This is a genomic window from Hydrogenophaga sp. OTU3427, from assembly GCF_038440225.1.
Classification (GTDB): Bacteria; Pseudomonadota; Gammaproteobacteria; order Burkholderiales; family Burkholderiaceae_C; genus Hydrogenophaga.
Genome location: NZ_JASATI010000003.1, coordinates 93371 through 120270 on the forward strand (window position 1 = coordinate 93371; position 26900 = coordinate 120270).

Consider the following 26900-nt stretch of genomic DNA (forward strand, 5'->3'; position numbering starts at 1 on the left):
TTCGCGCCGTTGGACTGTCATAAACTCAGGCGCTGTTTTTCTTACCCGGAACCAGCGCCATGAATCTTGTTTCCCTGGGTCACAGCGACCTGCGCGTGACGCCCATCTGCCTGGGCACCATGACCTTTGGCCAGCAGGTGGCCGAGGCCGAATCGCACCGCATCCTCGACCGCTCGCTGGAGCGTGGCGTCAACTTCATCGACACCGCCGAGATGTACGCCGTGCCGGCCACGGCCGAGACTTGCGGGTCGACCGAAACCTTCATCGGCCGGTGGTTTGCCAACAACCCCGGTGCGCGCCAGAAGCTGGTGCTGGCCACCAAGGTGGCCGGTCCCTCGCGTGGCATGCCCTGGGTCCGCGACGGCCAGGGCATGACGGCGCAGGACATCCTGGCCTCCTGCGAGGGCAGCCTGCGCCGCCTGCAGACCGACGTCATCGACCTCTACCAGATCCATTGGCCCGAGCGCAATGTGCCGGCCTTCGGCGCCGTCTACTACGACCCCAAGAAGGACCGCGCCGGCACCTCCATCCACGAGCAGCTGCAGGCCCTGGGCGAACTGGTGAAGGCCGGCAAGGTGCGCTACATCGGTCTGTCCAACGAGACGCCCTACGGCGTGCACGAGTTCGTGCGCCTGGCCGAGCAACACGGCCTGCCGCGGGTGGCCACGGTGCAGAACCCCTACTGCCTGATCAACCGCAGCCTCGACAACGGGCTGGATGAGACCATGCACCACCTGGGCGTGTCGCTGCTGGCCTATTCGCCGCTGGGCTTTGGCTTGCTCACGGGCAAATACGACGAGACCGGCATCCAGGGCGTGGCCCAGCCGCAGGGCCGCATGGCCATTTACGAATCGATGCAGAAGCAGCGCTGGGGCCGCCCCGAGGCCTTGGCCGTGGCCAAGATCTACAACCAGCTGGCGCGCGAGCACGGCCTCACGCCCACGCAGCTGGCGCTGGCCTTCTGCTACACCAACTGGCGCGTGGCCAGCACGATCATCGGCGTGACCTCGGTGGCGCAACTCGACGAGTGCCTGGATGCCTGGGGCACCACGCTGTCCGCCGACCTGCTCAAGGCCATTGACGCCATCCGCTGGGAGCACCGCGACCCGGCCCAGTGATATGGCCCACCCCTGCGCCGCGCCCGAGGGCGCGTCACCCCCTCAAGGGGGCGACGCCAGCCGTCCGGCGAAGCCGGCCCGGCGGTGTCCTGGGCTTGCATCGCAGCACCACCGAACATGGCAAAAAAGGCTCACGTGTCCGAAACCCCCGCCACCGCGCTGCTGAAGTCGCGCGGTGTCGAGTTCACCGAACACCCCTACGAGTACCTGGAGCACGGGGGAGCCCAGCACAGCGCCCGAGTGCTGGGGCTGGACCCGTTTGCCGTGGTCAAGACGCTGATCATGCAGGACGACAAGGCGCAGCCGCTGGTGGTGCTGATGCACGGCAACCGCACGGTGTCGACCAAGAACCTGGCGCGCCAGATCGGGCGCAAATCGGTCGAGCCCTGCAAGCCCGAGGTGGCCAACCGCCACAGCGGCTACCTGGTCGGCGGCACCTCACCCTTTGGTACCCGCAAGGCCATGCCCGTCTACGTGGAAGAATCCATCCTCGCGTTGCCGCGCATCTGGCTCAATGGCGGCAAACGCGGCTACCTGGTCGGCATCGCGCCGCAGACCTGCGTGGACCTGTTGGGCGCCCAGCCCGTGCGCTGTGCGCTCGAAGAATAAGGACAAGCATGCAAGATATTTATCCCGCCCTGGCCACCGTGGCCGCCTACCTGACCGGCTCCCTGTCGTTCGCCGTCATCGTCAGCCGCCTCATGGGCCTGAGCGATCCCCGCAGCTACGGCAGCAAGAACCCGGGCGCCACCAACGTGCTTCGCTCGGGCAACAAGGCCGCGGCGATCATCACGCTGTTGCTCGACGCCCTCAAGGGCTGGGTGCCGGTGGTGCTGGTGCAGGGCTGGGGCGGCGCCTGGGGCCTGGGTGAAGGCACGGTGGCCCTGGTCGGCCTGGCCGCCTTCCTCGGGCACCTCTACCCGGTGTTCTTCCGCTTCCAGGGTGGCAAGGGCGTGGCCACCGCGGCCGGCGTGCTGCTGGCGCTGGAGCCCTGGCTGGGCGGCGCCACGCTGCTGACCTGGCTCATCGTCGCCGTCTTTTTCCGGTACTCGTCGCTGGCCTCCATCGTGGCGGCGGTGTTCGCGCCGGCCTACTACCTGCTGGGCAACGGCGTGGCCTGGTACATGGCCAAGCCGGTGATGCTGTCCATCACCGCCATGGGCCTGCTGCTGCTGTGGCGCCACCGCGAGAACATCAACCGCCTGCTCGCAGGCAAGGAATCCAAACTGGGGAGCAAGAAGACATGAGCGAGAGCAGCCTGCAGCGTTTCCATGTGGGGCCGCGCCTGAGCGAGGCGGCGGTGTTCCACGGGGTGGTTTACCTCGCCGGCATGGTGCCCGAGCGCGGCGACACCGACATCCGTGGCCAGACCGCCGACGTGCTGGCCCAGATCGACCTGCGCCTGGCCGAATGTGGCAGCGACAAGACGCGCCTGCTGCGGGTGCAGATCTTCCTGAGCGACATCACCGACATCGCGGCCATGAACGAGGTCTGGGACGCCTGGGTGGCGCCGGGGCACGCGCCGCCGCGCGCCACGGTGCAGGCTGCGCTGGGCAACCCGGACTGGAAGATCGAAGTCATCGCGACCGCGGCGCAGCGCTGAGGGCCATCAGGCCAGCGCCGCCATCTGGAGCAGGCGCACGTGGTTCAAGCGCACCCGCACGCTGCGGGTGACCAGTGCGGCCTCCACCTGGTGCGGCTCGGCGTCGGTGCGCAGCAGAGGCGGGTCGGGGATGGGGTTGCCCTGCGCGTCGAGCACCTGGGCCACCAGCGGCGTACCGGGCTGTTCGGTGCGCCGCAGCACCACCGCCACCGATTGATCTTGCAGACGCACGAAGGTGCCCGGCGGGCAGATGCCAACGATGCGCAGCAGGGTGTGGCCCACCGGGTCGGGGGCGTTGCCGCGCCGGGCCACCACGTTGCGGCCCGAGTCGGTGATGCAGCGGCCGCTGCGGGTCTCGCGCGGGCTGATCAGCGCGGTGTAGCGGTCGGTGGCCATCAGGATGCGGGTGAGCAGCGTCATGGGGCCGTCGGCCTCGGTCTGCAGGTCGGGCGCGTCGTGGTGGCGGGCCACGATCTCCAGCCACACGGGATCGGTCACGCCCATGCTCTCCAGCAGCGCCACGCCATCGAGCGCGTGGCTGTCGATCTGCCGCTTCTGGGCCGGTGTCGGCTGGCTGGCCTGCAGGGCCAGGTCGTCCTGCACCCGCGTCATCGCAATGTTCATGGTCAGCGCCGCACGGTCCAGGCTGCGCACCAGGCCGGCGTCGTCCACCATCTCGCTGGCCACCAGGTGGCACAGGCTGGCGCACACCAGCGCGTGCGAGGCGCTGTAGCCCACGTTGCTGGAGGCTGCGAGCTGCAGCATCAGGTAGAGCGAGCCGTCGGCATCGGTCTGCAGCAGCGCGACCATGTGCTGCTCGATCTGCAGCAGGTCGTGCACAAAATCCTCGGCCTCGCCCGGCGCCCGCAGCAACCGCGACAGGCGGGTTTCCATGTCGGTCCAGGCGCCGGTCAGGTCGCTGGCCGCGGGCCAGCTGTTCGTGGGGGTGGCGGTCATGCGCGGGGGGTCAGTAGCGTTTTTCGAGGGTCAGGGTCGTGTTCTCGCGCTTGAGCTGGAAACGCGACAGGAAGCTGTTGCCCAGCAGCACGTGCGACATGGGGGTGGGCATCACCACGGCGGGCACGTCGTAGAGGGTCGCGTCGCCCAGCTTCACGCTGGCGAGCTGCACCTGGTGGCCGATCACCACGCCGTTGGCGGTGTTCATCTGCACCGGCCGGCCCACTTCGGGCTTGATGCCGATGCGTTCCGCATCCGCCCGGCCCATGGCCACCACGGTGGCGCCGGTGTCGACCAGGAACTCGACGTGTTTGCCGTTGATCTGGCCCGCGCTGATGAAATGCCCGCCATGCCCGGCCTCCAGCACGACGCGGCTGCCGTTGCCCCGTGCCGGCGCGGTCGCCTGGGTCAGCGGGCTCTGGCCCAGGCGCAGGGTCAAGCGCTCGCCGCCGACTTCGACCACCGCGCCGTCGGGCAGCACCTGCAGCAGCTTGGCCTCGCCCACGCTCTGGCCGGGGCCGATGAAGCGTGGCGGCTCGTTGCCCACGATCAGCAGCGCCTTGCCACCCGCCAGCCCGCCCAGCTGCACCGCCTGCGCACCGGCCAGCAGCGGCAGCAGCGCCGTCAACAGGCTGGTCAGCAGACGGCGGGCGGACATGGCGGCGCCTGTTTCAGTCGCGGAAGTTGTCGAAGGACAGCGGCAGGTCGGCCAGGTCCTTCTTGATCAGCGCCATCGCCATCTGCAGGTCGTCGCGTTTGGCGCCGGTGACACGCACCGCGTCGCCCTGGATGGCGCCTTGCACCTTGAGCTTGCTGGCCTTGAGCGCGGCCTGGATCTTCTTGCCGTCCTCGGTGGCGATGCCGCTGCGCACCTTGACCACCTGCTTGACCTTGTCGCCGCCGATCTTCTCGATCTTGCCGGCGTCGAGGAAGCGCACGTCGACGTTGCGTTTGGTCAGCTTGTTCTTGAGGATGTCGTCGACCTGGCCGATCTGGAAGTCGCTGTCGCCGAACAGGGTGATCTCCTTGTCCTTGAGTTCCACGGCAGCGCTGCTGCCCTTGAAGTCAAAGCGGGTGCCGATCTCGCGCGAGGTCTGCTCGATGGCGTTTTTCACTTCCACCAGATTGGGATCGAGTACGGTGTCAAAAGAAGGCATGGCGGGGGGCTTTTCAGGGGCGAATGAGACAATCCACGGATGTTAGTCGAGAACAACGTGTCGCTCCAGCCGTACAACAGCTTCGGCATCGTGGCCCGGGCGCAGCAGCTCGTGCGTGTGCGCAACGGCGCAGATCTGCCGGCCCTGCTGGGCGCGCCCGAATGGGCGGCCACGCCGCGTTTCGTGCTGGGCGGCGGCAGCAACCTGGTGCTGACCGGCGACATCAAGGCCCTGGTGCTCAAGGTCGAAATCCCCGGGCGCCGCCTGGTCGAGGAAACGCACAAAGGCTGGCTGGTGGAGGCCGGCGCGGGCGAAAACTGGCACGACTTCGTGGCCTGGACCCTGGCCCAGGGCTGGCCGGGGCTGGAAAATCTGGCCCTGATCCCCGGCACCGTGGGCGCCACGCCGGTGCAGAACATCGGCGCCTACGGCGTGGAGCTGCAGGACCGTTTCCACTCGCTGGACGCGATCGAACTCGACGCCGGGCGGCCCTTCACGCTCGACGCCGCCCAGTGCGGGTTCGGCTACCGAGATTCGGTCTTCAAGCACGAGCGCGCGGGCGACAGCGGCTTTGGGTTGGCTGGCCGCGCCCTCATCACCCGGGTGCGGTTCTGGCTGCCCAAGCCATGGAAGCCGGTGCTGGGCTACCTGGACCTGGAACGCAAGATGGCGGAAACCGGCAACAGCATGCCCGACGCCCAGACCCTGTTCGACTGGGTGGTGGCCATCCGCCGCGCCAAGCTGCCCGACCCGGCGGTCATTGGCAACGCCGGCAGTTTCTTCAAGAACCCCACCGTCACGCCCGAGCAATGCGCCGACATCATCGCCCGCGACCCGAAAGTGGTGCACTACCCCATGGCCGACGGCAGCATCAAGCTGGCCGCCGGCTGGCTGATCGATGCCTGTGGCTGGAAGGGCAAAAGTGTGGGCCACGCCGGCGTGTACGAGAAACAGGCGCTGGTGCTGGTCAACCGGGGCGGGCGCGAGAACCCCTGCACCGGCGGCGAGGTGATGACCTTGGCCAAGGCCATACAGACCAGCGTGTATGAGCGCTTCGGCATCCGGCTGGAGCCGGAGCCGGTGGTCATCTGAACTTTCAGCTGGCGGCCTGGTCGCTCAAGGCCTCCAGCCGGTAGCCCTGGCGGTAGACCGACACCAGTTTGTAGCCCCGTTCGGGCTGCAGCCCCAGCACCGAGCGCAGGCGCGAGATGTGGGTGTCCAGCGTGCGGCTCGGCAGTTCCTGGGAATCGGCATGCTCCGGCGACCAGATCGATTCGAGCAGGTGGGCCCGTGACAGCAGCCGGCCGGTGTTGCGGAACATGAACAAGGCCAGCTCGAACTCCTTTTTGGTCAGCGTGACCGGCTGGTTGTCGATTTCCACGGCATTGCGGTCGACCAGGAAGCGGTAGGGGCCCCAGCTCAGTGCTTCGGGGGCGTGGTCCGCGTAGCTGCGCCGCAGCAGCGCCTTCACCCGGGCATTGAGTTCGCCCACCCGCACCGGCTTGACCATGAAGTCATCGGCTCCCGCGCTCAGGCCCTCGATGATGGCCGCCTCGTCCTGGCGGCTGGTGACGAACAGGATGGGCACCGCTTCCTTGACATGCTGGCGCACCCAGCGCACCACGTCGGGCCCGACCCCGTCGGGCAAGACCCAGTCGACCACCAGCAGGTCGAAGGTCTCGCGCAGCAGCATTTTCTGGAACTGCCGCACCGTCGTGAAGGTGTGGCATTCGTGGCCCATGGCCTTGAGGGCGTATTTCGTCAGCTCCAGCTGACCTTCGTCGTCGTCCAAGGTGGCGATGCGCATCCGACTGTCTCCCTGTGGTGGCCGCTGCGGATCCAGTCGATCCGTGCGCACGCTGCGATTTTTTTAGCACAAAGGTCAATTTATGTAAATTCCGCAGCCGATCGACAGGGCCTCACCCGACGAAGGGTGTGCGACCAAAAAAAACGGACGCCCAGGCGTCCGTTTGTGTTCAGGCCGAAGCACGGGGCTTCACTTCTTCTTGTCGCCTTCCAGGCTCAGCATGTTGGCGCCTTCGCCCAGCGACAGCAGGCCGCTGTGGGCGTAGATGCCCAGCTTGGCGCGGGTGTCGGTGATGTCCAGGTTGCGCATGGTGAGCTGGCCGATGCGGTCCAGCGGCGAGAAGGGCGCGTCCTCCACCTTTTCCATCGACAGGCGCTCGGGCGCGTAGGTCAGGTTGGGGCTGTCGGTGTTGAGGATGCTGTAGTCGTTGCCACGGCGCAGCTCCAGCGTCACCTCGCCGGTCACGGCGCGCGCCACCCAGCGCTGGGCGGTCTCGCGCAGCATGATGGCCTGCGGGTCGAACCAGCGGCCCTGGTAGAGCAGGCGGCCCAGGCGCAGGCCGCCCATGCGGTATTGCTCGATGGTGTCTTCGTTGTGGATGCCGGTGACCAGGCGCTCGTAGGCGATGTGCAGCAGCGCCATGCCCGGGGCTTCGTAGATGCCGCGGCTCTTGGCCTCGATGATGCGGTTCTCGATCTGGTCGCTCATGCCCAGGCCGTGGCGCCCGCCGATTTCGTTGGCCTTGAGGAACAGGGCCACCGGGTCGCTGAAGCTCTCGCCGTTGAGGGCGACAGGCTGGCCTTCCTCGAAGCGCACGGTCACCTCTTCGGCCTTCACGTCCACCTCGGGCTTCCAGAACGCCACGCCCATGATGGGGTTGACGATGCGGATGCCACTGCTCAGCAGCTCCAGGTCCTTGGCCTCGTGGGTGGCGCCCAGCATGTTGCTGTCGGTGCTGTAGGCCTTCTCGGCGCTCATCTTGTAGCCAAAGCCATTGGCCGTCATGAAGGCGCTCATTTCGGCGCGCCCGCCCAGTTCGTCGATGAACTGCTGGTCCAGCCAGGGCTTGTAGATCTTCAGGCTGGGGTTGGTCAGCAGGCCGTAGCGGTAGAAACGCTCGATGTCGTTGCCCTTGAAGGTGCTGCCGTCGCCCCAGATGTTGACGTCGTCTTCCTTCATGGCCGCCACCAGCATGGTGCCGGTCACGGCGCGGCCCAGCGGGGTGGTGTTGAAGTAGGTGATGCCGCCGGTGCTGATGTGGAAGGCGCCACACTGGATGGCGGCGATGCCTTCGTGCGCCAGCTGGGTGCGGCAGTCGATCAGGCGGGCTTTCTCGGCGCCATAGGCCACGGCCTTGCGCGGGATTTCGTCGTAGTCCGACTCGTCGGGCTGGCCCAGGTTGGCGGTGTAGGCATAGGGCACGGCGCCCTTTTGCTTCATCCACAGCAGGGCGGCGGAGGTGTCCAGGCCGCCCGAGAAGGCGATGCCGACTTTTTGCCCCTTGGGCAGGTTTTGCAGGATGGTGGCCATGTGGTGGTCGCTTTTCAGCCGAAGTGGCAGATGTAGTGGTAGGCCTCGGTCACCCGGATGTCGAAGCTGGAGTTGCCCGGGATGCTGAACTTGTCGCCGGGGCCCGACCTGAGCCAGGTGTCGCTGCCCTTGAGCTTGTACTCGCAGCCGCCGGCCACACACTCCATGATCTCGGGCGCGCCGGTGTTGAAGGTCAGGGTGGCGGGCAGCACCACGCCGACCGACTTCTTGGTGCCGTCGGCGAAGGTGACGCCGTGGCTGACGCACTTGCCGTCGAAGTAGACGCTGGCCTGGGTGTTGACGGACACGCCGTCGAGGGTGGTGGTGGTCATGGGCTTGAGTGGGCTGAAAAATCCAGCATTTTAGATTCTGGCCCGCCAGTCCTCGGCGCTGAAGCCCACCGTCACCGCGTCGGCCCACTGCACCACCGGGCGTTTGATGACGCTGGGCTGGGCCAGCATCAGGGACTTGGCGCTGGTGCCATCGGTGACCGTGGCCCGCGTCGCCTCGTCCAGCTTGCGCCAGGTCGTGCCCTTGCGGTTGAGCACACGCTCCCAGCCGGCGCTGGCCAGCCAGTGGTCCAGGGCGGCTTCGGGCACACCCTGCTTCTTGAAATCGTGAAAAACGTGTTCGACGCCGTGTTCCACCAGCCAGGTGCGGGCCTTCTTCACGGTGTCGCAGTTGGGGATGCCGTAGAGGGTGATCATGGACAGGGATTGTCCGGCATCCGGCAGGGCGGTTGCCAGCCTGCGAAAATCGGGGGATGACATCCGCTGCCGCACCGCTTCCCGACACCCTGGCCGACTGGCTGGCCCACTGCGAACGCCAACACCCCAAGGGCCAGCACGGCATCATCCTTGGGCTGGACCGCGTGCGCGCCGTGGCGCAACGGCTCAACGGCGGCGCCGGCCTGCGCTTCGAGGCCCCGGTCATCACCGTGGCCGGCACCAATGGCAAGGGTTCCACCTGCGCCATGCTGGAGGCCATCTGCCAGCAGGCCGGCTACCGCACCGGCGTCTACACCTCGCCGCACCTGGTGCACTTCGAGGAGCGCTGCCGCCTGCTGGGCCAGGCCATCGCCACGGCCGAGCTGCTGCCGGCCTTTGCCGACGTGGAGCGGGCCCGTCTGTCGGGCGAGCCCATCGTGCTGACCTATTTCGAATTCACCACCCTGGCCATCCTGCTCACCCTGTCGCGCCAGCCGCTGGACGTGGTGGTGCTGGAGGTGGGCCTGGGCGGGCGCCTGGACGCCGTCAACATCGTGGATGCCGACTGCGCTGTGATCACCAGCATCGACCTCGACCACACCGACCTGCTGGGCGCCGACCGTGAGGCCATTGGCTACGAGAAGGCCGGCATCATGCGCACCGGCCGCCCGGTGGTGCTGAGCGACCCAATGCCACCGCAGAGCATCGTCGACCGGGCGCGCGAGATCGACGCGCCGCTGTGGCGCATCGGCACCGACTTCCACTTCGCTGGCGACCGCCAGCAGTGGGGCTGGGCCATGCACCCCAGCCACGGCGGGCGCCGCTACGCCGGCCTGGCCTACCCGGCGCTGCGCGGCGCCAACCAGTTGGTCAACGCCTCGGGCGTGCTGGCCGCGCTCGAAGCCCTGCGTCCGCGCCTGCCGGTCACGGCCCAGGCGGTGCGCAACGGCCTGGCCATGGTCGATCTGCCGGGCCGTTTCCAGATCGTGCCGGGGCAGCCAGCGCTGGTGCTGGACGTGGCGCACAACCCGCACTCGGTGGCGGCGCTGGCCGAAAACCTGGACGCCATGGGCTTCTACCCGACCACCCACGCGGTGTTTGGCGCCATGGCCGACAAGGACCTCGCCCCCATGCTCGCGCGGGTGGCGCCGCTGATCGACCGCTGGTACTTCTGCGACCTGCCCACACCGCGCGCCGCCACGGCCGCCCACCTGGCCACCGCCTGGAACGAAGCCGGCCTGGCCAAGGGCAAAAACGTGCCGGTGTCCACCCACGGCGGCCCCCAGCAGGCCCTGGACGCGGCCGTGGCGCAGGCCGACCCGGCTGATAGAATCGTGGTCTTTGGGTCCTTCTTCACCGTCGGTGGGGTCTTGCAAGCGGGCGTGCCGCGGCTGTCGGCCCCGCACCTCGCGGCCTGATCCTCAGCGCCGACCTGCGGCCAACACGCCATGTTCAAGTCACGATCTGCCAGCCAGGGCGCTGCCGTTGCTCCCGAGTCCCTGGAGGCCGTGCGCCGCCGGGCGCGCCACCGCCTCATCGGCGCCGCCGTGCTGGTGCTGGTGGGCGTGGTCGGTTTCCCCCTGATTTTCGACACCCAGCCGCGCCCCATCGCGGTGGATATTCCCATCGAAATTCCGGCACGCCAGAACACCAAGCCACTGGTGGTGCCCGCCAAGCCCGATGCCCCCGCCAGCCTCAAGGACAGTCTGGGCGAGCGCGAACAGGTGGTGGCCAGCGGCACCCCCGTCGAGCACAAGCCGGAGGCGCCAAAAGGGGAGCCCAAGGCCGAACACAAACCCGACACCAAGCCCGAGGTGAAGGCCGAGGCGAAAGCGGAACACAAGCCCGACCCCAAGCCGGACGCCAAACCCGAGGCCAAGCCCACGCCCAAGGCCGACACGGCCAGCGACGCGGCGCGCGCCCAGGCCGCGCTGGACGACAAGGCCGCCGAACGCATCGTGGTCCAGGTGGGCGCCTATGCCGAACGTGCCCGGGCCCAGGAAGTGCGCCTCAAGCTGGAGCGTGCCGGCCTCAAGACCTACACCCACGTGGCCAACACGCCTGAGGGCGAGCGCATCCGCGTGCGCACCGGCCCCTACGCCAACCGTGCCGAAGCCGAAAAGGCAGCGGCCAAGGTCAAGGCCCTGGGCCTGCCCACGGCCATCCTGACGCTGTGAGCACGCGCCAGCCCCGCGAGTGCTTGTGATGAACATCGCCACCGTCGACATCGTTCTGCTGATCGTGCTGCTGGCCTCGGTGGTGATCGGCGCCTGGCGCGGCCTGCTCTACGAAGTGCTGTCGGTGCTGGGTTGGGTGGCCGCCTTTGTGCTGGCCCAGTGGCTGGCGGTGGATGCCGCCGAATGGCTGCCGCTCAAAGGGGCCTCCGAACCCTTGCGTTACGCGGCCGGCTTTGCGGTGGTTTTCGTGGCCGTGGCCTTCGCCGCCGGTTTCCTGGCCTGGCTGGTCAAGAAGCTGGTCGAGTCGGTGGGCCTGCGACCCGTGGACCGCACGCTGGGCGCCCTGTTCGGTCTGTTGCGTGGCGCGGTGCTGCTGCTCGGCGTGGCACTGGTGGTGGTCATGACACCGCTGCGCGAAACCGAGGCCTGGCGCGAGTCGGTCGGTGCCTCCGCCCTGGGCAGCACCCTGCACACCCTGCGTCCCCTGTTGCCCGAACCCCTGGTTACCTACATCCCCTGAGGACCCTCCCATGTGTGGAATCGTCGGCGTTGTTCACAACGCACCCGTCAATCAGTTGATCTATGACGCCTTGCTGCTGCTGCAGCACCGCGGCCAGGACGCCGCTGGCATCGTCACGCAGTTGGACCGCAAGTTCTTCATGCACAAGGCCAAGGGCATGGTGCGCGACGTGTTCCGCACCCGCAACATGCGCGCGCTGCCGGGCAACACCGGCCTGGGCCAGGTGCGTTACCCCACGGCGGGCAATGCCTTCAGCGAGGAAGAGGCCCAGCCCTTCTACGTGAACGCCCCTTTTGGCCTGGTGCTGGTGCACAACGGCAACCTGACCAACGCCCACGCACTCAAGCACGAGCTGTTCCAGACCGACCACCGCCACATCAACACCGAGAGCGACTCCGAGGTGCTGCTCAACGTGGTGGCCCACGAAATCGAGAAGGCCACCCGCGGTGTGCCGCTGCAGGCCGACGACGTGTTCAAGGCCGTGCACGCGGTGCACAAGCGGATCAAAGGCTCCTACGCCGTGATCTCGCTGATCGCCGGCCACGGCCTGCTGGCCTTCCGCGACCCCTACGGCATCCGCCCGCTGTGCATCGGCCGTAACGCCGAGGGCGCCTTCATGGTGGCCAGCGAATCGGTGGCCCTGGAGGGCGCGGGTTTTGCGTTCGAGCGCGACGTGGCGCCTGGTGAGGCGGTGTTCGTGTCGCTGGACGGCCAGATGCGCACCCAACAGTGCGCCGATGCGCCCCGGCACTACCCCTGCGTGTTCGAGTTCGTCTACCTGGCGCGGCCAGACTCGGTGATGGACGGGATCTCGGTCTACCAGGCCCGGCTCAACATGGGCGAGACACTGGCCAAGCGGGTGATCTCCACCGTGCCGCCCAACGAGATCGACGTCGTCATCCCGATTCCGGAATCCAGCCGCCCCAGCGCCATGCAGCTGGCCCAGCTGTTGGGCATTCCGTACCGCGAAGGTTTCGTCAAGAACCGCTACGTGGGCCGCACCTTCATCATGCCGGGCCAGGCGGTGCGCAAGAAGTCGGTGCGCCAGAAGCTCAACGTCATCGGCAGCGAGTTCAAGGGCCGCAACGTGCTGCTGGTGGACGACTCCATCGTGCGTGGCACCACCTCCAAGGAAATCGTGCAGATGGCGCGCGACGCCGGTGCCCGCAAGGTCTACATGGCCAGCGCCGCGCCGCCGGTGCGCTACCCCAACGTCTACGGCATCGACATGCCGACCAAAAGCGAGCTGGTGGCGCACGGCCGCAGCATCGACGAGATCCGCCAGATCATCGGCTGCGACGCGCTGATCTACCAGGATGTGGACGCGATGAAGAAGGCCATCGGTTCGCTGAATCCGGCGCTGAGCGGCTTCGACGCCTCGTGTTTCGACGGCGTCTACGTCACCGGCGACGTGACCTCGGACGACATCGTGCGCCTCAATGAAAAACGCGTCGGCACCGAAGAGGGCGAGGACGACACATCGCGCCTGGCCTTGCCCAACTCCCAGGAAGGCTGACCCATGGCGAAGAGCGGATTGCACCCCGACACCCTCGCCGTGCGCGAAGCCGTCGAGCGCTCCCAGTACGGCGAGAACTCCGAGGCCTTGTACCTGACCAGCGGCTACGTCCAGCCCAGCGCCGAAGTCTCGGCCCGGCGTTTTGCCGGTGACGAGGACGGCTTTACCTACGGCCGCTACGGCAACCCCACGGTGGCCAGCTTCGAGCGCCGCCTCGCGGCCATGGAGGGCGCCGAGGCCTGCATGTCCACCGCCTCGGGCATGTCGGCCATCCTCATGATGTGTTTGGGCCTGCTCAAGGCCGGCGATCACGTGGTGTGTTCGCAGTCCATGTTCGGCTCCACCATCAAGCTCATCGGCTCCGACCTGGCCAAGTTCGGTGTCGAGTCCAGCTTCGTTCCGCAGACCGACATCGCCGCCTGGAAGGCCGCCGTCAAGCCGAACACTCGGCTGCTGTTCGCCGAGACGCCCACCAACCCGCTGACCGAGGTCTGCGACATCCGCGCCCTGGCCGACATCGCCCACAACGCGGGTGCGCTGCTGGCGGTGGACAACTGTTTCGCCACGCCGGCGCTGCAAAAGCCCATGTTGTTCGGTGCCGACATCGTCATGCACTCGGGCACCAAGTACCTGGACGGCCAGGGCCGTGTGATGGCCGGCGCCCTGTGCGCCAGCCAGCAGATGGTGACCGAGAAGTTCCTGCCCGTGCTCAAGAGCGGCGGCATGACACTCGCGCCCTTCAACGCCTGGGTCGTGCTCAAGGGCCTGGAGACGCTGGACATCCGCATGAAGGCCCAGACCGCACGCGCCCAGGCCGTGGCGCAGTGGCTGCAGGACCATCCGGCCGTGGCCCGCGTGTACTACCCCGGCCTGAGCAGCCACCCGCAGCACGAGCTGGCCCTGGCCCAGCAATCGGGCCTGGGTGGCGCGGTGGTGTCCTTCGACGTCAAGGCCGCCGACCCGGACCAGGCGCGCAAACGCGCCTTCCATGTGCTCGACAGCATGCAACTGCTGTCCCTGTCCACCAACCTGGGTGACACCAAGACCCTGGTGGCGCACCCCGCCAGCACCTCGCACGGTCGCCTCACCGAGGCCCAACGCCAGGCGGCCGGCGTCACGCAGGGGCTGATCCGCGTGGCCGTGGGCCTCGAACACTTTGACGACGTCACGGCCGACCTCGACCGTGGCCTGCGCACCCTCTGATATGTCCACCCAAGTCCGCACCCGTTTCGCTCCGTCGCCCACCGGTTTCATCCACCTGGGCAACATCCGTTCGGCGCTCTACCCGTGGGCGTTCGCGCGTGCCACCGGTGGCACCTTCATCCTGCGCATCGAAGACACCGACCTGGAGCGTTCCAGCCAGGCCGCGGTGGACGTGATCATCGAAGGCATGAAGTGGCTGGGCCTGGACCACGACGAGGGGCCGTTCTACCAGATGCAGCGCATGGACCGCTACAAGGCGGTGCTGGCCGAGATGGTGGACAAGGGCCTGGTCTACCCCTGCTACATGAGCGTGGCCGAGCTCGACGCCTTGCGCGAGCGCCAGATGGCCGCCAAGGAAAAGCCGCGCTATGACGGCACCTGGCGGCCCGAGCCGGGCAAGGTCCTGCCGCCGGTACCCGAGGGTGTCAAGCCGGTGCTGCGCTTCAAGAACCCGCAGGGCGGTGTGGTGGCCTGGGACGACAAGGTCAAGGGCCGCATCGAGATCGCCAACGCAGAGCTCGACGACCTCGTGATCGCGCGCCCCGACGGCACGCCCACCTACAACTTCTGCGTGGTGGTCGATGACATCGACATGGCCATCACGCACGTGATCCGTGGCGACGACCACGTCAACAACACGCCGCGCCAGATCAACATCTTCGAGGCGTTGGGCCAGCAACCGCCGGTCTACGCCCACCTGCCCACCGTGCTCAACGAGCAGGGCGAGAAGATGAGCAAGCGCAACGGCGCCAAGCCCGTGACGCAGTACCGCGACGAAGGTTACCTGCCCGACGCCATGGTGAACTACCTGGCCCGCCTGGGTTGGAGCCACGGTGACGACGAGATCTTCAGCCGCGCGCAGTTCCTCGAATGGTTCAACCTCGATCACCTGGGCCGCAGCGCCGCCCAGTTCGACGAAGCCAAGCTGCGCTGGGTCAACGCCCAGCACCTCAAGGCCATGGCCGACGACGCTCTGGCACCGTTGGTGGCGGAGCAACTGACCCAGCGCGGGCTGCTGGCCGACGAGCGCCTGCCCCGCATCTGCGGCCTGTTCAAGGACCGCTGCGACACCACTGTGGCGCTGGCGGACTGGGCCGCCACCTTCTACGCCGACGTGACGCCCAAGGCAGAGGACTTGGCGCAACACGTGACCGACGTGGTCAAACCCGCGATCGCGCAGTTGGCCGAGTTGCTGTCGCAGTGTCCGTGGGACAAGGTCTCGATCGCCGCTGTGCTCAAGCAGGTGCTGGGCGCGCATGGCCTGAAGATGCCCCAACTGGCGATGCCGGTGCGCGTGCTGGTGCTGGGCACCCCCCAGACGCCTTCGCTCGACGCGGTGCTTGAATTGCAGATCCGCGAAAAAGTTTTGGGGCGCTTGCAAAAGGCGTGAAAACTGCCCTATAATTTGAGGCTTGCTAGGATGCAACGTCAAACGGTGAAAACTGAATGATGGAGCGGTTTGGCAAACAGCAGACTTGTTGGGGGTATAGCTCAGCTGGGAGAGCGCTTGCATGGCATGCAAGAGGTCAGCGGTTCGATCCCGCTTACCTCCACCAACAAAGCACGGAGAATCGTTGTTTCAACGTGCTAGAATGCGAGGCTTCGGAAGTTGCAAGACTTTTGAAGATACTGGAAACAGTCCAAGGTTTTGACCCTATCGTCTAGAGGCCTAGGACATCACCCTTTCACGGTGAGTACCGGGGTTCGAATCCCCGTAGGGTCGCCAAGTTGTAGCGCTTGGTTGGTTGACGCAAGTTGGCCGGCGAATGCTGCCTACCAGGAGTGGTAGTTCAGTTGGTTAGAATACCGGCCTGTCACGCCGGGGGTCGCGGGTTCGAGTCCCGTCCACTCCGCCAAAATCGAAGCCGTTGTGAACGCAAGTTCACGACGGCTTTTTGTTTTTCGCTTGACCTGTCACAGCGCAAACACCTCGCCCAGCGGCGGGGTGCCCACATTGCTGGCTGTGGCGGGCGGGTTCGGTGGCATCGCCGCCACGCGCGCCGCCCGGGCGAAGGCCATCATGTCGTCCAGGGGCACCGCACGCGAAAACAGGTGTCCCTGTCCCTGGCGGATCCCCAGCTGGTACAGGGTCTGCAGTTGCTCTTCCGTTTCAACACCTTCGGCCACAAAGGTGGTCCCGTAGCGCCGCGCCGATTCGAGCGCGAGCTCGATCGCGGAGCGCATGCGGGGGTTGCCGATCATCGCCACCATGGTGTGGTCGACCTTGAGTTCCGAGAACTGGAAACGCGCCAGCACGGTGAGCGCCGAGTAGCCGCTGCCAAAGTCATCAAGCGAGAGATGGATGCCGCTGTCGTTCAGCACGCGGGCGTTGTCTCTGACCGAATCGATGTCGGGCACGGGGTCGTACTCCGTCAATTCCAGCACGATGGCAGCGCGCGGCAGGGCGTGGTGGTCCATCAGGTCGCGCAGGCGCAGGGCAAAGTGGGCCGTCACCATGGAGGCGCTGGAGATGTTGACCGACAGCGGACAAGCGTGACCCGTGCTGACCCAGCGTTGCGCGTCGCGGCAAGCACGCTCGATGGTGCTCCATTCGAACGCGGCCAGCAGCTTGTGCCGGACGGCCAGGGCCAGCACCTGCCCGGGTGGCACCAGCGCACCCTGATCGTCGTGGCAGCGCAGCAGCGCCTCGGCCCCCAGCACCTCGCGGGTGCACAAATCGCACTTGGGCATGTAGGCCAATGGTGGCGTGCCGGTGTCTATCCACTCGCCCAGCTGGGCCAGCAGTTGCAGCTCGCGGCGGGCGGCGTGGGCGAAACTGGTGTGCAGGAACTGCACGTTGCGCGCATCGTTGCCCTGGGCCTGCAGGTACAAGGCCAGATCGCGCAATGCGGTGGCGGCGTCGGCGTGGCAACGCAGGTCGCAGTTGGCCACCGTCACGGTCAGCACCGGCACCGCGCCCGAGGTGGCGAGGTCTTGCAGTCTCATGTTGAGCCCTTGATGGATGCGGTGGGCCAGGCCCGACTGCTCCAGCGCCGACACCGTCGTGCCCTGCAGGACCAGCACCAGGCTCAGGTCGGTGAACTGGAACGCACGCGCACCAAAGGGCTGAAGCAGTTCCACCAGAGGTTCCTCGTGCACCGCGCCCGACAGCCGCTGTAAAAAACGCTCGCTCCATTCGTGTCCCTGCGAGAGCAGCATCTGCGTGTGGTTGCTGACGCTGATGCTGAGCAGCGCCACCTGCTTGGGCGCAGCCCGGCGGACATGGCGGTCCAGGTGCTCGCTCAGCGCGCGCCGGTTGGGCAACTGGGTCAGCGAGTCCTTGCGGCTGTTGAGCCAGTCGTTTTGCTGGCGCCGGCGGTCCTGGGCGTCGAGCTTGAACATGGCGAACACACCGCCGAGGAACAACAGGGCCGGCCCGGCCATGAGGGTCTTGCGCACCAGGGAGCCCAGCGAGTTTTTGTAAGGAAGGAGTTCGAACGGCACCCAATCCTTGGGCAGCTGGTGCAGGCCCAGCAGCGCCAGCCCGGACAGGATCAGGGTCACCGATCGCAGCGCCCAGATCCACAGCACGCGGCGCACCGTCACGTCGGCGAGTTCCAGGTCGACGTACCACCGGTGGGCCCACACGCCGCCCAGGGTCACGATGGCCATGTCGATCGCGGTGTAGACCGCCTGCACGCTGCCGGCCCACTGCAGGCGGGCACCATAAATCAGCACATAAGCCAGGGCGCCACCTCGCCAGCCGCCCAGCATGCCCGCGAGAAACAGCAGGTCGTAGCGGATGGGCGCGCTGGACGGTGGGGGCAGGTAGAGGTGGAGCAGCGCGCTGATGGCGTAGCCGCTGAGGCCCAGGACGACGCTGTACATCCAGCCGGCCTGCCGTGGCGTGATGCGCAGCGGGCGCGTCACCACCAGGATCAAGGCCAGCAGCCCCAGGACCGCCGCGTACTGCCACATGAACATGGGGATGGGCCCCAGTTCGAAACGGATCAATTCCAGCCAGCTCATGCTGTTCTCCCTGCCCGCGTGTGTCGCGGGTGGGGACAACATAGCATCAACTGCTGAAAATGTAATTTATTGTCAAATTTATCGTTAAAGATTGTTGACGTTGCTGCCCGGTGGCGTGGGCTTGCCCCAGCGAAGCAGGCCGGTGGCCAGTGCAATGCCGACCAGGATCACGCCGCCACACACCACCATCCAGCCGGTCAGTGCCTCGCCCAGGAACACCGTGCCGTAGAGGATGGCGAACAGCGGAATCATGAAGGTCACGGTCACGGCCTTGCTCGGGCCGGCCTTGGCGATGAGGCGGAAATACAGGATGTAGGCCACGGCGCTGCACAGCACGGCCAGCGCCACGATGGCCAGCCAGGCGGTGGCGCCGGGGGGCTGCTCGGGCCAGTACACGATGGTCGGGACGGCCAGGCCCACGCTGGCGCCGATCTGGCTGCCGGTGGCGTTGGCCAGCGGTGGCACGCCGCCCAGGAAACGCTTGGCGTGGTTGGCCGCCAGGCCGTAGCACAGTGTGGCGGCCAGGCAGGCCAGCACGGCCCAGCCGGTGCCGCCGGGCTTGAAGCTGGCCTTTTCCCAGGACAGCAGGGCCACGCCGGCAAATCCCAGGGCCAGACCCAGCAGGCGGCTCCTGTCGGGACGGTCCTTGAGCCAGAGCCAGGCCACCAGGGCGCCAAACAGCGGCGTGGTGGCGTTGAGGATGGACGACAGGCCGGTGGTGATGGACAACACCGCGTAGGAGTACAGGGCGAAGGGCAGGCCGGAGCTGAGCATGCCCGAGATGAACAGGTGGCCCGCGTGCCGGCGCAGCGCGCCGATGTGCCCGCTGCGCCACAGCAGCGGCAGCAACACCAGCGAGGCCAGGGCCACGCGCCCACCGGCCGTGGCCCAGGCGCCGAACTCGGCCGCGCCCAGGCGCATGAACATGAAGGACGCGCCCCACAGGGCGGCGAGCAGCACGAACTCGGCCGCGACAGATGATTTCATGAGAACAGGTCGTTGGTGGTGCCGACAGGCACGGGGGCATGGGCACCTTGTTCCAGGCGCAGCAGGGCGGTCTTGCGCCACAGGCCGCCGGCGTAGCCGGTGAGGCTGCCGTCGGCCCCCATCACGCGGTGGCACGGCACGATGATACCGATCGGGTTGCGGCCCACCGCCGCCCCCACGGCCCGCACGGCCGCCGGGCGGCCGATCTGCCGCGCCAGCGTGCCATAGCTCAGCGAGCCGCGCATGGGAATGTCCACCATCGCCTGCCACACCGCGCACTGGAATTCCGTGCCATGGCGCAGGTCCAGCGGCAGCTCGAAGGTCTCGCGCGCGCCGCTGAAATAGCCGGCCAACTGCTGCGCCGCGGCCTGCAGCACCGGGTGGCTGGGGGGACTGTCGTTCCACTCGGCTGGCAGCCAGGGCGGCAGGTGCTTCTGTTCCTCGAACCACAGGCCACACAGGCCTTGTTCGCTGGCGGCCAGCAACAAGGCGCCCAGCGGACTGGGCACACGGGCAAAGGCGATCACGTGCTGGGCGGTTTTCATGGCGTGTCCTCGGTGGGTGGGGCGGCGGTGGCGTGCCAGGCGCGGATCACCGCGTAGGCCCGCCAGGGCCGCCAGGCCTGGGCGCGTTGTTCGGCGGCGCGCTGGGCCTCGCGCAGGCCCAGGGAATGCAGGCCCAGCGCATGGTGCAGGGCCACGTCGCCCGCGGGAAAGGCGTCGGGCCAGTGCAGCGCCCGCATGGCGATGTAGTGGGCGGTCCAGTCGCCGATGCCGGGCAGCGCCTTGAGGGCGGCGATGGTGGCGGCCGGTTGTGCCGCCGTGTCCAGCTGCAGGGACCCGGCCGCCACGCCTAGCGCCAGGGCCTGGATGGCGGCCTGGCGCTGCCGGGTGATGCCCAGCGCGCCCAGGTCGTCGCCGCTGGCCTGTGCCAGGGTCTCGGGGGCAGGGAACAGGTGGGTGAGCGCCGGCCAGGGCGTGGCGATGGGCGCGCCCCAGCGGTTGACCAGGCGCTGCGCCAGCGTGCGCGCAGCCTTGACCGTGACCTGCTGGCCCAGGACCGCGCGCACCGCCTGGGCGAAGCCGTCGAGCGCGCCGGGCAGGCGCTGGCCGGCCGCCTCGGGAAAGGCCTCGTGCAGCACCGCGTGAACCACCTCGGGCAGCAGGTCCAGGTCCAGCGCGTGCCGCACCCGCTGCAGCACCTGGGGCAGCACCGGCGCCAGGCTGTCGGCCACCTGCAGGTGCACGAGGTCGTGTGTGCCATCGAAGCGCGCCACCACCCAGCCGGTGTGCCGCTGGCCACCCTGGCGCAGGGTGAGCGTGCTGCCCCATTGGCGCTGATCGAGATCGACGAACTCGACGCCGGCCATGGCCCGCTGGCCCAGGAAGCCCAGCAGATGGGCCACGTCCAGCGGCGGACGGTAGGGCAGCTTGAAGCGAAAACCGGCGCCTTGCTCGGCGGCGTCCGGTGGTGTGGTCTTGCGCAACTGCAAGGGATGCAGGCCGTAGCGCGCCTGCCAGGCCGCGTGGAAGCGGCGCTGCGATGCGAAGCCACTCAGCGCTGCCACGGTGCTCACCGGCAGCCGCGTGTCGGTCAGCAGCAGCTTGGCGTTGAGCAGGCGCAGCGTCTGCAGGAACTGCATGGGGCTGGTGCCCCAGTGGTCGGTGAAGATGCGGCGCAGGTGACGTTCGCTCACGCCCAGCCGCGCGGCCACGTGGGCGACGCTGGAGCCCTCGCCGGGGTCGCCGGCGTCGAGGCCACCGCCGCCCGCGCTGTCGGCCGCTTCACGCAGCAGGCGCGCGGCGTCCAGCGCGAGCAGCTGGCTGGCGTCCTCGGTGCTCCAGTGGGCCAGGCCGTTGTTGGATGCGGGAGCCAGCTCGGGCCGGCAGCGCAGGCAGGGGCGGAAGCCGGCTGCTTCGGCCTGCGCGGCGTGGCCGAAGAAGCGGCAGTTCTGGGCCTTGGGCGTGCGCACCCGGCAGACCGGACGGCAGTAGATGCCGGTGCTGGTCACGCCGGTGAAGAACACGCCGTCAAAACGGGTGTCCCTGGCCTTGAGGGCCAGATAGCAGGCGTCGGGGTCCAGTGTGTCCATGGTGGCCATCATAGGTCGCCGGTTCGGCAGAAATCGCCGTTTTCGGACATGCGGTTCGGTGTGCAGCATGGGGCGTTCGGGTGGCGGGTCGCGCCGGGGGCCTGCCTACAATGCGGGAGCTGATCCAACCCCTTCCTTCACCCATGCAAGTTCAACCCGCGATCTTCAAGGCCTACGACATCCGGGGCGTCGTGCCCGACGCCCTCAACACCGATGTCGCCCACGCGCTGGGCCGGGCCTTTGGTGCCGAGGCGCTGGCCCAGGGCGAGACGACCGTGGCGGTGGGGCGCGACGGCCGCATCAGCAGCCCGTCGCTGGCCCAGGCCCTGGTCCGTGGCCTGACCGAGGCCGGTGTTGACGTGATCGACGTCGGGCTGGTGACCACGCCCATGCTGTACTTCGCCGCCAGCACCGTGTGCCGCAGCGGCATCCAGGTGACCGGCAGCCACAACCCCAAGAACTACAACGGCTTCAAGATGGTGCTGGGCGGTCGGGCCATCTATGGTGACGACATCCAGACGCTGCGCGGGCGCATGGAGCGCGGCGACCTGCCCACCCGCGCGCCGGGCCGGGCGCGCACGCTGGACGTGGGCGACACCTACCGCGAACGCATCGTGGGCGATGTGAAGCTGGCGCGCCCGATGAAGATCGTGATGGACTGCGGCAACGGCGTGGCCGGGGCCTCGGCGCCGGCCTTGTTCCGCGCGCTGGGCTGCGAGGTGATCGAACTCTTCAGCGAAGTCGATGGCGAATTTCCCAACCACCACCCCGACCCGAGCAAGCCCGAGAACCTGCGCTGGCTGATCGAGGCGCTGCAGGCCAGCGACGCCGAACTGGGCCTGGCCTTTGACGGTGACGGCGACCGGTTGGGCATCGTCACCAAGCGCGGCGAGAACATCTACCCCGACCGCCAGATGATGCTGTTCGCGCAGGACGTGCTCTCGCGCGTGCCCGGTGGCACCATCCTGTTCGACGTCAAGTGCACCCAGCGGCTGGCGCCGGCCATTGTGGCGGCGGGCGGTGCGCCATTGATGTTCAAGACCGGGCACTCGCTGATCAAGGCCAGGATGAAGGAGGTGGATTCACCGCTGGGCGGCGAGATGAGCGGCCACATTTTCTTCAAGGAGCGCTGGTTTGGCTTCGACGATGGCAGCTACGCCGGTGCGCGCCTGCTGGAGATCCTGAGCCGCCACGCCAACCCGTCGGCCGTGCTTGAGGCCCTGCCGACCAGCCACAGCACGCCCGAGCTCAACGTCGCCTGCGCCGAAGGCGAGCCCCACGCGCTGGTCGCCCGTCTGCAGCAGAGCACATTCGAAGCGCCGGCCCAGGTCTCCACCATCGATGGCCTGCGGGTCGACTGGCCCGATGGTTTTGGCCTCATCCGCGCCAGCAACACCACGCCGGTGCTGGTGCTGCGTTTCGAAGGTCAGACGCCCGAGGCCTTGCAACGCATCGAGGCCCGGATGATGGCCTTGCTCAAATCGGTGAAGCCGGACGCCGTCATCCAGCAGGCAGCACATTGATGGCCGCAGCAACTCCCAGCGATGACCCCGAAGTCATCGTCTTCAACCTCAAGAAACGCTACACCGGCGTCTCGGCCACGGTCAACGCGCTGGTGCCCATCCAGCTGGGCCAATGGCGCCTGGCCTATTGCGGCACGCCCTTGCCCCACGGCGTGCCGGGCATGACGCTGAAACAGGCGATCGCCCTGTCACGCAAGCCACCGGCCGGGCGACCGTTTCGCATCTGGCATGTGCGGCGCGACCACGAGATGATGGCCGGCCTGTGGGCGCGCGATGTCCTGCGCCTGCCCATCAAGTTGGTGTTCACTTCGGCGGCACAACATCTGCATGGCCGTTTCCCGCGCTGGCTGATTTCGCGCATGGACGCGGTGATCTCCACCACGCCACTGGCCGCGAGCTTTGTGCCCAACACCACGGCGGTGGTGCCCCACGGCATCGACCTGGCCCGTTTTGCGCCACCGCCCGACAAACTGAACGCGTGGCACGATGCGGGCCTGCCTGGGCGCTACGGCATCGGCACCTTTGGCCGGGTGCGCCCCGACAAAGGCAGCGACGTCTTCGTGGACGCCATGATCGCCGCCTTGCCCCACCTGCCCGATGCCACCGCCGTGATCGCTGGCCTGGCGCAAGCGCAGCACCAGGCTTTCGAGCAGGCCTTGCGCGACAAGATCGCCGCCGCCGGTTTGAGCGATCGCATCGTCTTCCTGGGCGAGGTGCCCGCCGCCGAGGTGCACCGCTGGTACCAGCGGTGCCTGCTCTGTGTGGCCTGCCCGCGCTACGAGCCGTTTGGCCTCACGCCTTTCGAGGCGGCGGCCACCGGGTGTGCGGTGGTGTGCTCGCGCACGGGCGCCTTCGACCAGCTGGTGCGGCCCGGCGAGAACGGCGAACTGGTGGACACCGGCGACGCCGAGGGCCTGGCCCAGGCGGTGCGGCGTGTGATGGCCGACCCGCAGCAGACGCTGGCCATGGGCGAGGCTGCGCGCCAGCGGGTGCAGGCGCACTTTTCGCTCGCGCAGGAGGCGGCCGGCATCGGCCGCGTCTACCAGCAGCTGTTTGGCGCCTGAGCATGGGGCTGTGGCACCGCATGGCGCTGGCCCTCTACGCCGGCGTCGCCACGCTGGCGCAGCCGCTGCTGCGGCGCAAGCTGCGCCGCCGGGGCCAGGCCGAGCCCGGGTACCTTGAAGCGGTCGAAGAACGGTTTGGCCATTACGCCGATGCGGTGCCGTCCAGCGGCTGGTTGTGGCTGCACGCGGTGTCCTTGGGCGAGACCCGCGCGGCCACGCCCCTGGTCGCCCAATTGCGCGCCTTGCGTCCGGACCTGCGGCTGCTGCTGACACACGGCACCGCCACCGGCCGTGCCGAAGGACTGCGCCTGCTGCGCCCCGGCGACCGCCAGGTCTGGCTGCCCTGGGACACGCCCCAGGCCACGCGCCGGTTCCTGGCCCATTTCCGCCCCGCCGTGGGTGTGTTGATGGAAACCGAAGTCTGGCCCTGCCTGACCCAGGCCTGCCGTGTGGCCGGTGTGCCGCTGCTGTTGGTCAACGCGCGCCTGAGCGACAAATCGCTGCAGCAGGCGCTGCGCCTGCGTGTGCTGTCCGAGGCCACCTACGGCGCGCTGGCCGCGGTGTACGCGCAGACGGAGGCCGACGCCCAGCGCCTGCGCACCCTGGGTGCGCCGGTGCAGGGTGTGCTGGGCAACATCAAGTTCGACGCGCTGCCCAACGCCGCCCAGCTGGCGCAGGCCCGGCAATGGCGCGCGCAGGCCAGCGGGCGCCGCGTGGCCATGCTGGCCAGTTCGCGCGAGGGCGAGGAAGCGATGTGGCTCGCGGCCCGTCCGGTGTCCGCCGGTCTGCTGTGGCTGGTGGTGCCGCGCCACCCGCAGCGTTTTGACGAGGTGGCGGCGATGCTGTCTGCCGCCGGCCTCACGGTCTCGCGCCGCAGCACCTGGTCCGCGAGTGGCCCCGATGCGCAGGCCTGGCAGGCGGACGTGTGGCTGGGCGATTCCCTGGGTGAGATGGCGCTCTACTACGGCCTGGCCGACGTGGCGCTGCTGGGTGGCAGTTTCGCTCCGCTGGGTGGGCAGAACCTGATCGAGGCGGCGGCCTGTGGCTGCCCGGTGGTGATGGGGCCCCACACCTTCAATTTTCTGGAAGCGGCCGAGCGTGCGCTGGACTGTGGCGCCGCGCTGCGGGTGGGCGATATTGACGAGGCCTGTGGTGTGGCTGCAGCGCTTTTGACGGGTGATGGTGTGCGTTTGGCTGCCGCCCGCCAGGGGGCGGTGGCACTGGTGGACAGTGGGCGTGGTGCGGTGTTGCGCACGGCGGAGGTGGTGCTGCAGGCTGATTCTGCTTCACCTGAGCGCCAGGGCTGACTGCCTCCGCGGCTGTCCCCCGGGCGCTGCGCGCCCTCCGCCTTTATGCCGCTGCGCCAGCCAGCCCTGTCACCCAGGCCGCCGATAGATGGGCGCGCCAACGGTGGCACGCCGACACAGTTGCAGATCGGGGTGGCACGCTGCCCTGTGCAGCGAAGTAAAGGCGGAGGGCGCGCAGCGCCCGGGGGACATGAGCGGAACAGGGCGGCGTGTCGCCCCGATCCGCGCGGTCACCGAGACCACATGTCGATCTATTTGGCCAACAGCGAATCGATGGCCTGCAGGTCGTCGGTCTTGAGCACGCCGCTGGCCTGCTTCAGGCGCAGGGTGCCCAGCAGCACGTTGTAACGCGCCACGGCCAGGTCGCGTTTGGTCTGGAACAGCTGGCTCTGCGCGTTGAGCACATCAATGTTGATGCGCACACCCACCTGGTAGCCCAGCTTGTTGGCGTCCAGCGCGCTCTGGCTCGAGGCCTCGGCCGCTTCCAGCGCCTTGACCTGGCCTTGGCCCGAATACACCCCGAAGAACGCGGCGCGGGTGGCCTGGGCCACGTTGCGGCGCGCGGCTTCGAGGTCGGTGCGGGCCTTGTCCTCCAGCGCGGCGGCCTCGACGATGCGGTTCTCCAGCGCGCCACCGGTGTAGAGCGGCAGGTTGAACAACACGCCGACGCTAGCGGTGTTGGTGCGCACGTTGCCGGCCGCCAGGGCCGAGGTGCTGGGCGAGCGCGCGAACTGGTACTGGCCGGTCAGGTCCAGCGTGGGCTTCTTGCCGGCCTCGGCGCGGCGGGTTTCCAGGCTGGCGATGTCCAGCGCGGCGCGGGCCTGGCGGATGCCGGGGTGGACGTTTTCAGACTGCGCGACCCAGGGCGCCACGTCATCTGGTGCCACGGCCGGCAGGACCACCGGTGCGGCCAGCGGCAATGGCGATGTGCCGTTGCGGCCCACCAACTGGTCCAGCGCGAGTTTTTTCACCAGCAGATCGTTTTCGGCCGCGATCTCCTGCGCCAGCACCAGGTCGTAGCGGGCCTGGGCCTCGCGCGAGTCGGTGATGGTGGACGTGCCGACCTCGAAATTGCGCTTGGCCGCGGCCAGTTGCTCGGCCACCGCCGCTTTTTGTGCCTTGACGAAGGTCAGTGTGTCCTGGGCGGCCAGGACGTCGAAATAGGTCTGCGAGCTGCGCACGATCAGCTCGTGTTCGGCCGCGAGCAGTTGGCCTTCTGCCAGGTCCAGCGACTTCTGCGCCTGGTCAAAGGCGATCTGGTTGACCGGGCGGTACAGCGGCATGCTGGCCGAAACAGCGGCGTTCTGGCTGTTGGTGTTGCGGTTGCCAGTGAGGCTGCTGTCGATGTTGGCCACGTTGGCGCCGGCGCCCAGCGCGGCCTGGGGCCGCAGTCCTGCGCGGGCCTGCTCGGCCTTGGCCAGGTTGGCCTGGTACAGCGAGCGGGCCGAGAGGTAGGCGGCGTCGAAGTCGCGTGCCGACGCGTACAGGTCGCTCAGGCTCTGCGCCATGGACGGCAGGGCGCCCCCCGCCAGGCCCAGGAACAGGCCCGCGTGCGCCAGTGCCTGCCACAGGGGGCGGCGGGGCGCGGCGACGGGAGCGGCGTCAAGAGCGGCAATGGCGTGCGGGCGTCGGTTCATGCGGAGAGGTCCTGGGTGGGGCGGTG

General features: G+C 68.1%; 26 protein-coding genes and 3 tRNA genes. 17 read left to right on the forward strand and 12 right to left on the reverse strand.

Going from position 1 to position 26900, the window contains the following annotated elements; all coding sequences use genetic code 11:
• The first annotated feature begins 59 nt into the window (after nt 1-59).
• The 4 genes from AAHB17_RS02730 to AAHB17_RS02745 all read left to right on the forward strand — a co-directional run bounded on the left by AAHB17_RS02730 (nt 60) and on the right by AAHB17_RS02745 (nt 2721).
• A complete protein-coding gene (locus AAHB17_RS02730) occupies nt 60-1118 on the forward strand; it encodes an aldo/keto reductase (protein WP_342128930.1) in 1059 nt (352 codons plus the stop codon).
• 117 nt (nt 1119-1235) lie between these two features.
• Complete coding sequence (gene ybaK, locus AAHB17_RS02735) at nt 1236-1727, forward strand: Cys-tRNA(Pro) deacylase (RefSeq protein WP_342128931.1); 492 nt, start codon at nt 1236-1238, stop codon at nt 1725-1727.
• Nucleotides 1728-1735: 8 nt separating this feature from the next.
• The gene (gene plsY / locus AAHB17_RS02740; RefSeq protein ID WP_342128932.1) at nt 1736-2365 is read left to right on the forward strand and encodes a glycerol-3-phosphate 1-O-acyltransferase PlsY; all 630 of its coding nucleotides are present in this window, start codon (nt 1736-1738) and stop codon (nt 2363-2365) included.
• Nucleotides 2362-2721, forward strand: a complete 360-nt coding sequence (locus AAHB17_RS02745; RefSeq protein ID WP_342128933.1) for a RidA family protein — start codon at nt 2362-2364, stop codon at nt 2719-2721. Before plsY ends, AAHB17_RS02745 begins: the two co-directional genes overlap by 4 nt.
• A 6-nt stretch (nt 2722-2727) precedes the next feature.
• On the opposite strand, the gene AAHB17_RS02750 is transcribed toward AAHB17_RS02745, so the two are convergent.
• The 3 genes from AAHB17_RS02750 to AAHB17_RS02760 are packed head-to-tail and all read right to left on the reverse strand — an operon-like array spanning nt 2728 to nt 4835.
• A complete protein-coding gene (locus tag AAHB17_RS02750) occupies nt 2728-3678 on the reverse strand; it encodes an HD-GYP domain-containing protein (protein WP_342128934.1) in 951 nt (316 codons plus the stop codon).
• Between the two features lie 10 nt (nt 3679-3688).
• Complete coding sequence (locus AAHB17_RS02755; RefSeq protein ID WP_342128935.1) at nt 3689-4336, reverse strand: retropepsin-like aspartic protease family protein; 648 nt, start codon at nt 4334-4336, stop codon at nt 3689-3691.
• Nucleotides 4337-4349: 13 nt separating this feature from the next.
• On the reverse strand, nt 4350-4835 hold the full coding sequence (locus AAHB17_RS02760; RefSeq protein ID WP_342128936.1) for a YajQ family cyclic di-GMP-binding protein: 486 nt from the start codon (nt 4833-4835) through the stop codon (nt 4350-4352).
• A gap of 39 nt (nt 4836-4874) precedes the next feature.
• On the opposite strand from AAHB17_RS02760, the gene murB reads away from it, so the two are divergent.
• Nucleotides 4875-5927, forward strand: coding sequence for a UDP-N-acetylmuramate dehydrogenase (murB, locus tag AAHB17_RS02765; protein ID WP_342128937.1), 1053 nt, complete (start codon nt 4875-4877; stop codon nt 5925-5927).
• A 4-nt stretch (nt 5928-5931) separates the two neighbouring features.
• Here the strand turns inward: murB and AAHB17_RS02770 are convergent, their stop codons facing one another.
• The 4 genes from AAHB17_RS02770 to AAHB17_RS02785 form a co-directional block, all read right to left on the reverse strand.
• Nucleotides 5932-6642 (reverse strand): response regulator transcription factor, encoded by a 711-nt coding sequence (locus AAHB17_RS02770; protein ID WP_342128938.1) that lies wholly within the window; start codon nt 6640-6642, stop codon nt 5932-5934.
• Nucleotides 6643-6831: 189 nt separating this feature from the next.
• The gene (gene argG / locus AAHB17_RS02775; protein ID WP_342128939.1) at nt 6832-8172 is read right to left on the reverse strand and encodes an argininosuccinate synthase; all 1341 of its coding nucleotides are present in this window, start codon (nt 8170-8172) and stop codon (nt 6832-6834) included.
• 14 nt (nt 8173-8186) lie between these two features.
• Entirely contained in the window at nt 8187-8504 is a 318-nt protein-coding gene (gene ppnP / locus AAHB17_RS02780) for a pyrimidine/purine nucleoside phosphorylase (RefSeq protein ID WP_342128940.1), read from the reverse strand.
• A 30-nt stretch (nt 8505-8534) separates the two neighbouring features.
• Nucleotides 8535-8879, reverse strand: a complete 345-nt coding sequence (locus AAHB17_RS02785; protein ID WP_342128941.1) for an ArsC family reductase — start codon at nt 8877-8879, stop codon at nt 8535-8537.
• Between the two features lie 56 nt (nt 8880-8935).
• Between AAHB17_RS02785 and folC the strand changes: the two genes are divergently transcribed.
• From folC to AAHB17_RS02830, 9 genes are all read left to right on the forward strand, one after another.
• Nucleotides 8936-10297, forward strand: a complete 1362-nt coding sequence (gene folC / locus AAHB17_RS02790; protein WP_342128942.1) for a bifunctional tetrahydrofolate synthase/dihydrofolate synthase — start codon at nt 8936-8938, stop codon at nt 10295-10297.
• 30 nt (nt 10298-10327) lie between these two features.
• On the forward strand, nt 10328-11056 hold the full coding sequence (locus tag AAHB17_RS02795) for an SPOR domain-containing protein (RefSeq protein ID WP_342128943.1): 729 nt from the start codon (nt 10328-10330) through the stop codon (nt 11054-11056).
• Nucleotides 11057-11090: 34 nt separating this feature from the next.
• Complete coding sequence (locus AAHB17_RS02800; protein ID WP_342129073.1) at nt 11091-11576, forward strand: CvpA family protein; 486 nt, start codon at nt 11091-11093, stop codon at nt 11574-11576.
• 10 nt (nt 11577-11586) lie between these two features.
• A complete protein-coding gene (gene purF, locus AAHB17_RS02805) occupies nt 11587-13092 on the forward strand; it encodes an amidophosphoribosyltransferase (protein WP_342128944.1) in 1506 nt (501 codons plus the stop codon).
• Between the two features lie 3 nt (nt 13093-13095).
• On the forward strand, nt 13096-14295 hold the full coding sequence (locus AAHB17_RS02810) for an O-succinylhomoserine sulfhydrylase (protein ID WP_342128945.1): 1200 nt from the start codon (nt 13096-13098) through the stop codon (nt 14293-14295).
• Nucleotide 14296: 1 nt separating this feature from the next.
• Nucleotides 14297-15685 (forward strand): glutamate--tRNA ligase, encoded by a 1389-nt coding sequence (gltX, locus tag AAHB17_RS02815; RefSeq protein ID WP_342128946.1) that lies wholly within the window; start codon nt 14297-14299, stop codon nt 15683-15685.
• Between the two features lie 90 nt (nt 15686-15775).
• Nucleotides 15776-15851, forward strand: a tRNA-Ala gene (locus AAHB17_RS02820).
• Nucleotides 15852-15945: 94 nt separating this feature from the next.
• A tRNA-Glu gene (locus tag AAHB17_RS02825) sits at nt 15946-16021 on the forward strand.
• Nucleotides 16022-16074: 53 nt separating this feature from the next.
• A tRNA-Asp gene (locus tag AAHB17_RS02830) sits at nt 16075-16151 on the forward strand.
• Between the two features lie 58 nt (nt 16152-16209).
• On the opposite strand, the gene AAHB17_RS02835 is transcribed toward AAHB17_RS02830, so the two are convergent.
• The 4 genes from AAHB17_RS02835 to AAHB17_RS02850 form a co-directional block, all read right to left on the reverse strand.
• Nucleotides 16210-18264, reverse strand: coding sequence for an EAL domain-containing protein (locus tag AAHB17_RS02835; RefSeq protein ID WP_342128947.1), 2055 nt, complete (start codon nt 18262-18264; stop codon nt 16210-16212).
• Between the two features lie 84 nt (nt 18265-18348).
• Entirely contained in the window at nt 18349-19251 is a 903-nt protein-coding gene (locus AAHB17_RS02840; RefSeq protein ID WP_342128948.1) for a DMT family transporter, read from the reverse strand.
• On the reverse strand, nt 19248-19796 hold the full coding sequence (locus AAHB17_RS02845) for a methylated-DNA--[protein]-cysteine S-methyltransferase (protein WP_342128949.1): 549 nt from the start codon (nt 19794-19796) through the stop codon (nt 19248-19250). The genes AAHB17_RS02840 and AAHB17_RS02845 overlap by 4 nt, the downstream gene beginning before the upstream one ends.
• A complete protein-coding gene (locus tag AAHB17_RS02850) occupies nt 19793-21352 on the reverse strand; it encodes an Ada metal-binding domain-containing protein (RefSeq protein ID WP_446719546.1) in 1560 nt (519 codons plus the stop codon). Before AAHB17_RS02850 ends, AAHB17_RS02845 begins: the two co-directional genes overlap by 4 nt.
• A gap of 134 nt (nt 21353-21486) precedes the next feature.
• On the opposite strand from AAHB17_RS02850, the gene AAHB17_RS02855 reads away from it, so the two are divergent.
• The 3 genes from AAHB17_RS02855 to AAHB17_RS02865 are packed head-to-tail and all read left to right on the forward strand — an operon-like array spanning nt 21487 to nt 25237.
• Nucleotides 21487-22866 (forward strand): phosphomannomutase/phosphoglucomutase, encoded by a 1380-nt coding sequence (locus tag AAHB17_RS02855; protein WP_342128951.1) that lies wholly within the window; start codon nt 21487-21489, stop codon nt 22864-22866.
• On the forward strand, nt 22866-23930 hold the full coding sequence (locus AAHB17_RS02860; RefSeq protein WP_342128952.1) for a glycosyltransferase family 4 protein: 1065 nt from the start codon (nt 22866-22868) through the stop codon (nt 23928-23930). The genes AAHB17_RS02855 and AAHB17_RS02860 overlap by 1 nt, the downstream gene beginning before the upstream one ends.
• 2 nt (nt 23931-23932) lie before the next feature.
• Nucleotides 23933-25237 (forward strand): 3-deoxy-D-manno-octulosonic acid transferase, encoded by a 1305-nt coding sequence (locus tag AAHB17_RS02865; protein WP_342128953.1) that lies wholly within the window; start codon nt 23933-23935, stop codon nt 25235-25237.
• A gap of 251 nt (nt 25238-25488) precedes the next feature.
• On the opposite strand, the gene AAHB17_RS02870 is transcribed toward AAHB17_RS02865, so the two are convergent.
• Nucleotides 25489-26874: a TolC family outer membrane protein gene (locus AAHB17_RS02870; protein WP_446719547.1), complete on the reverse strand. Its 1386-nt coding sequence runs from the start codon at nt 26872-26874 to the stop codon at nt 25489-25491.
• Between the last annotated feature and the right edge of the window lie 26 nt (nt 26875-26900).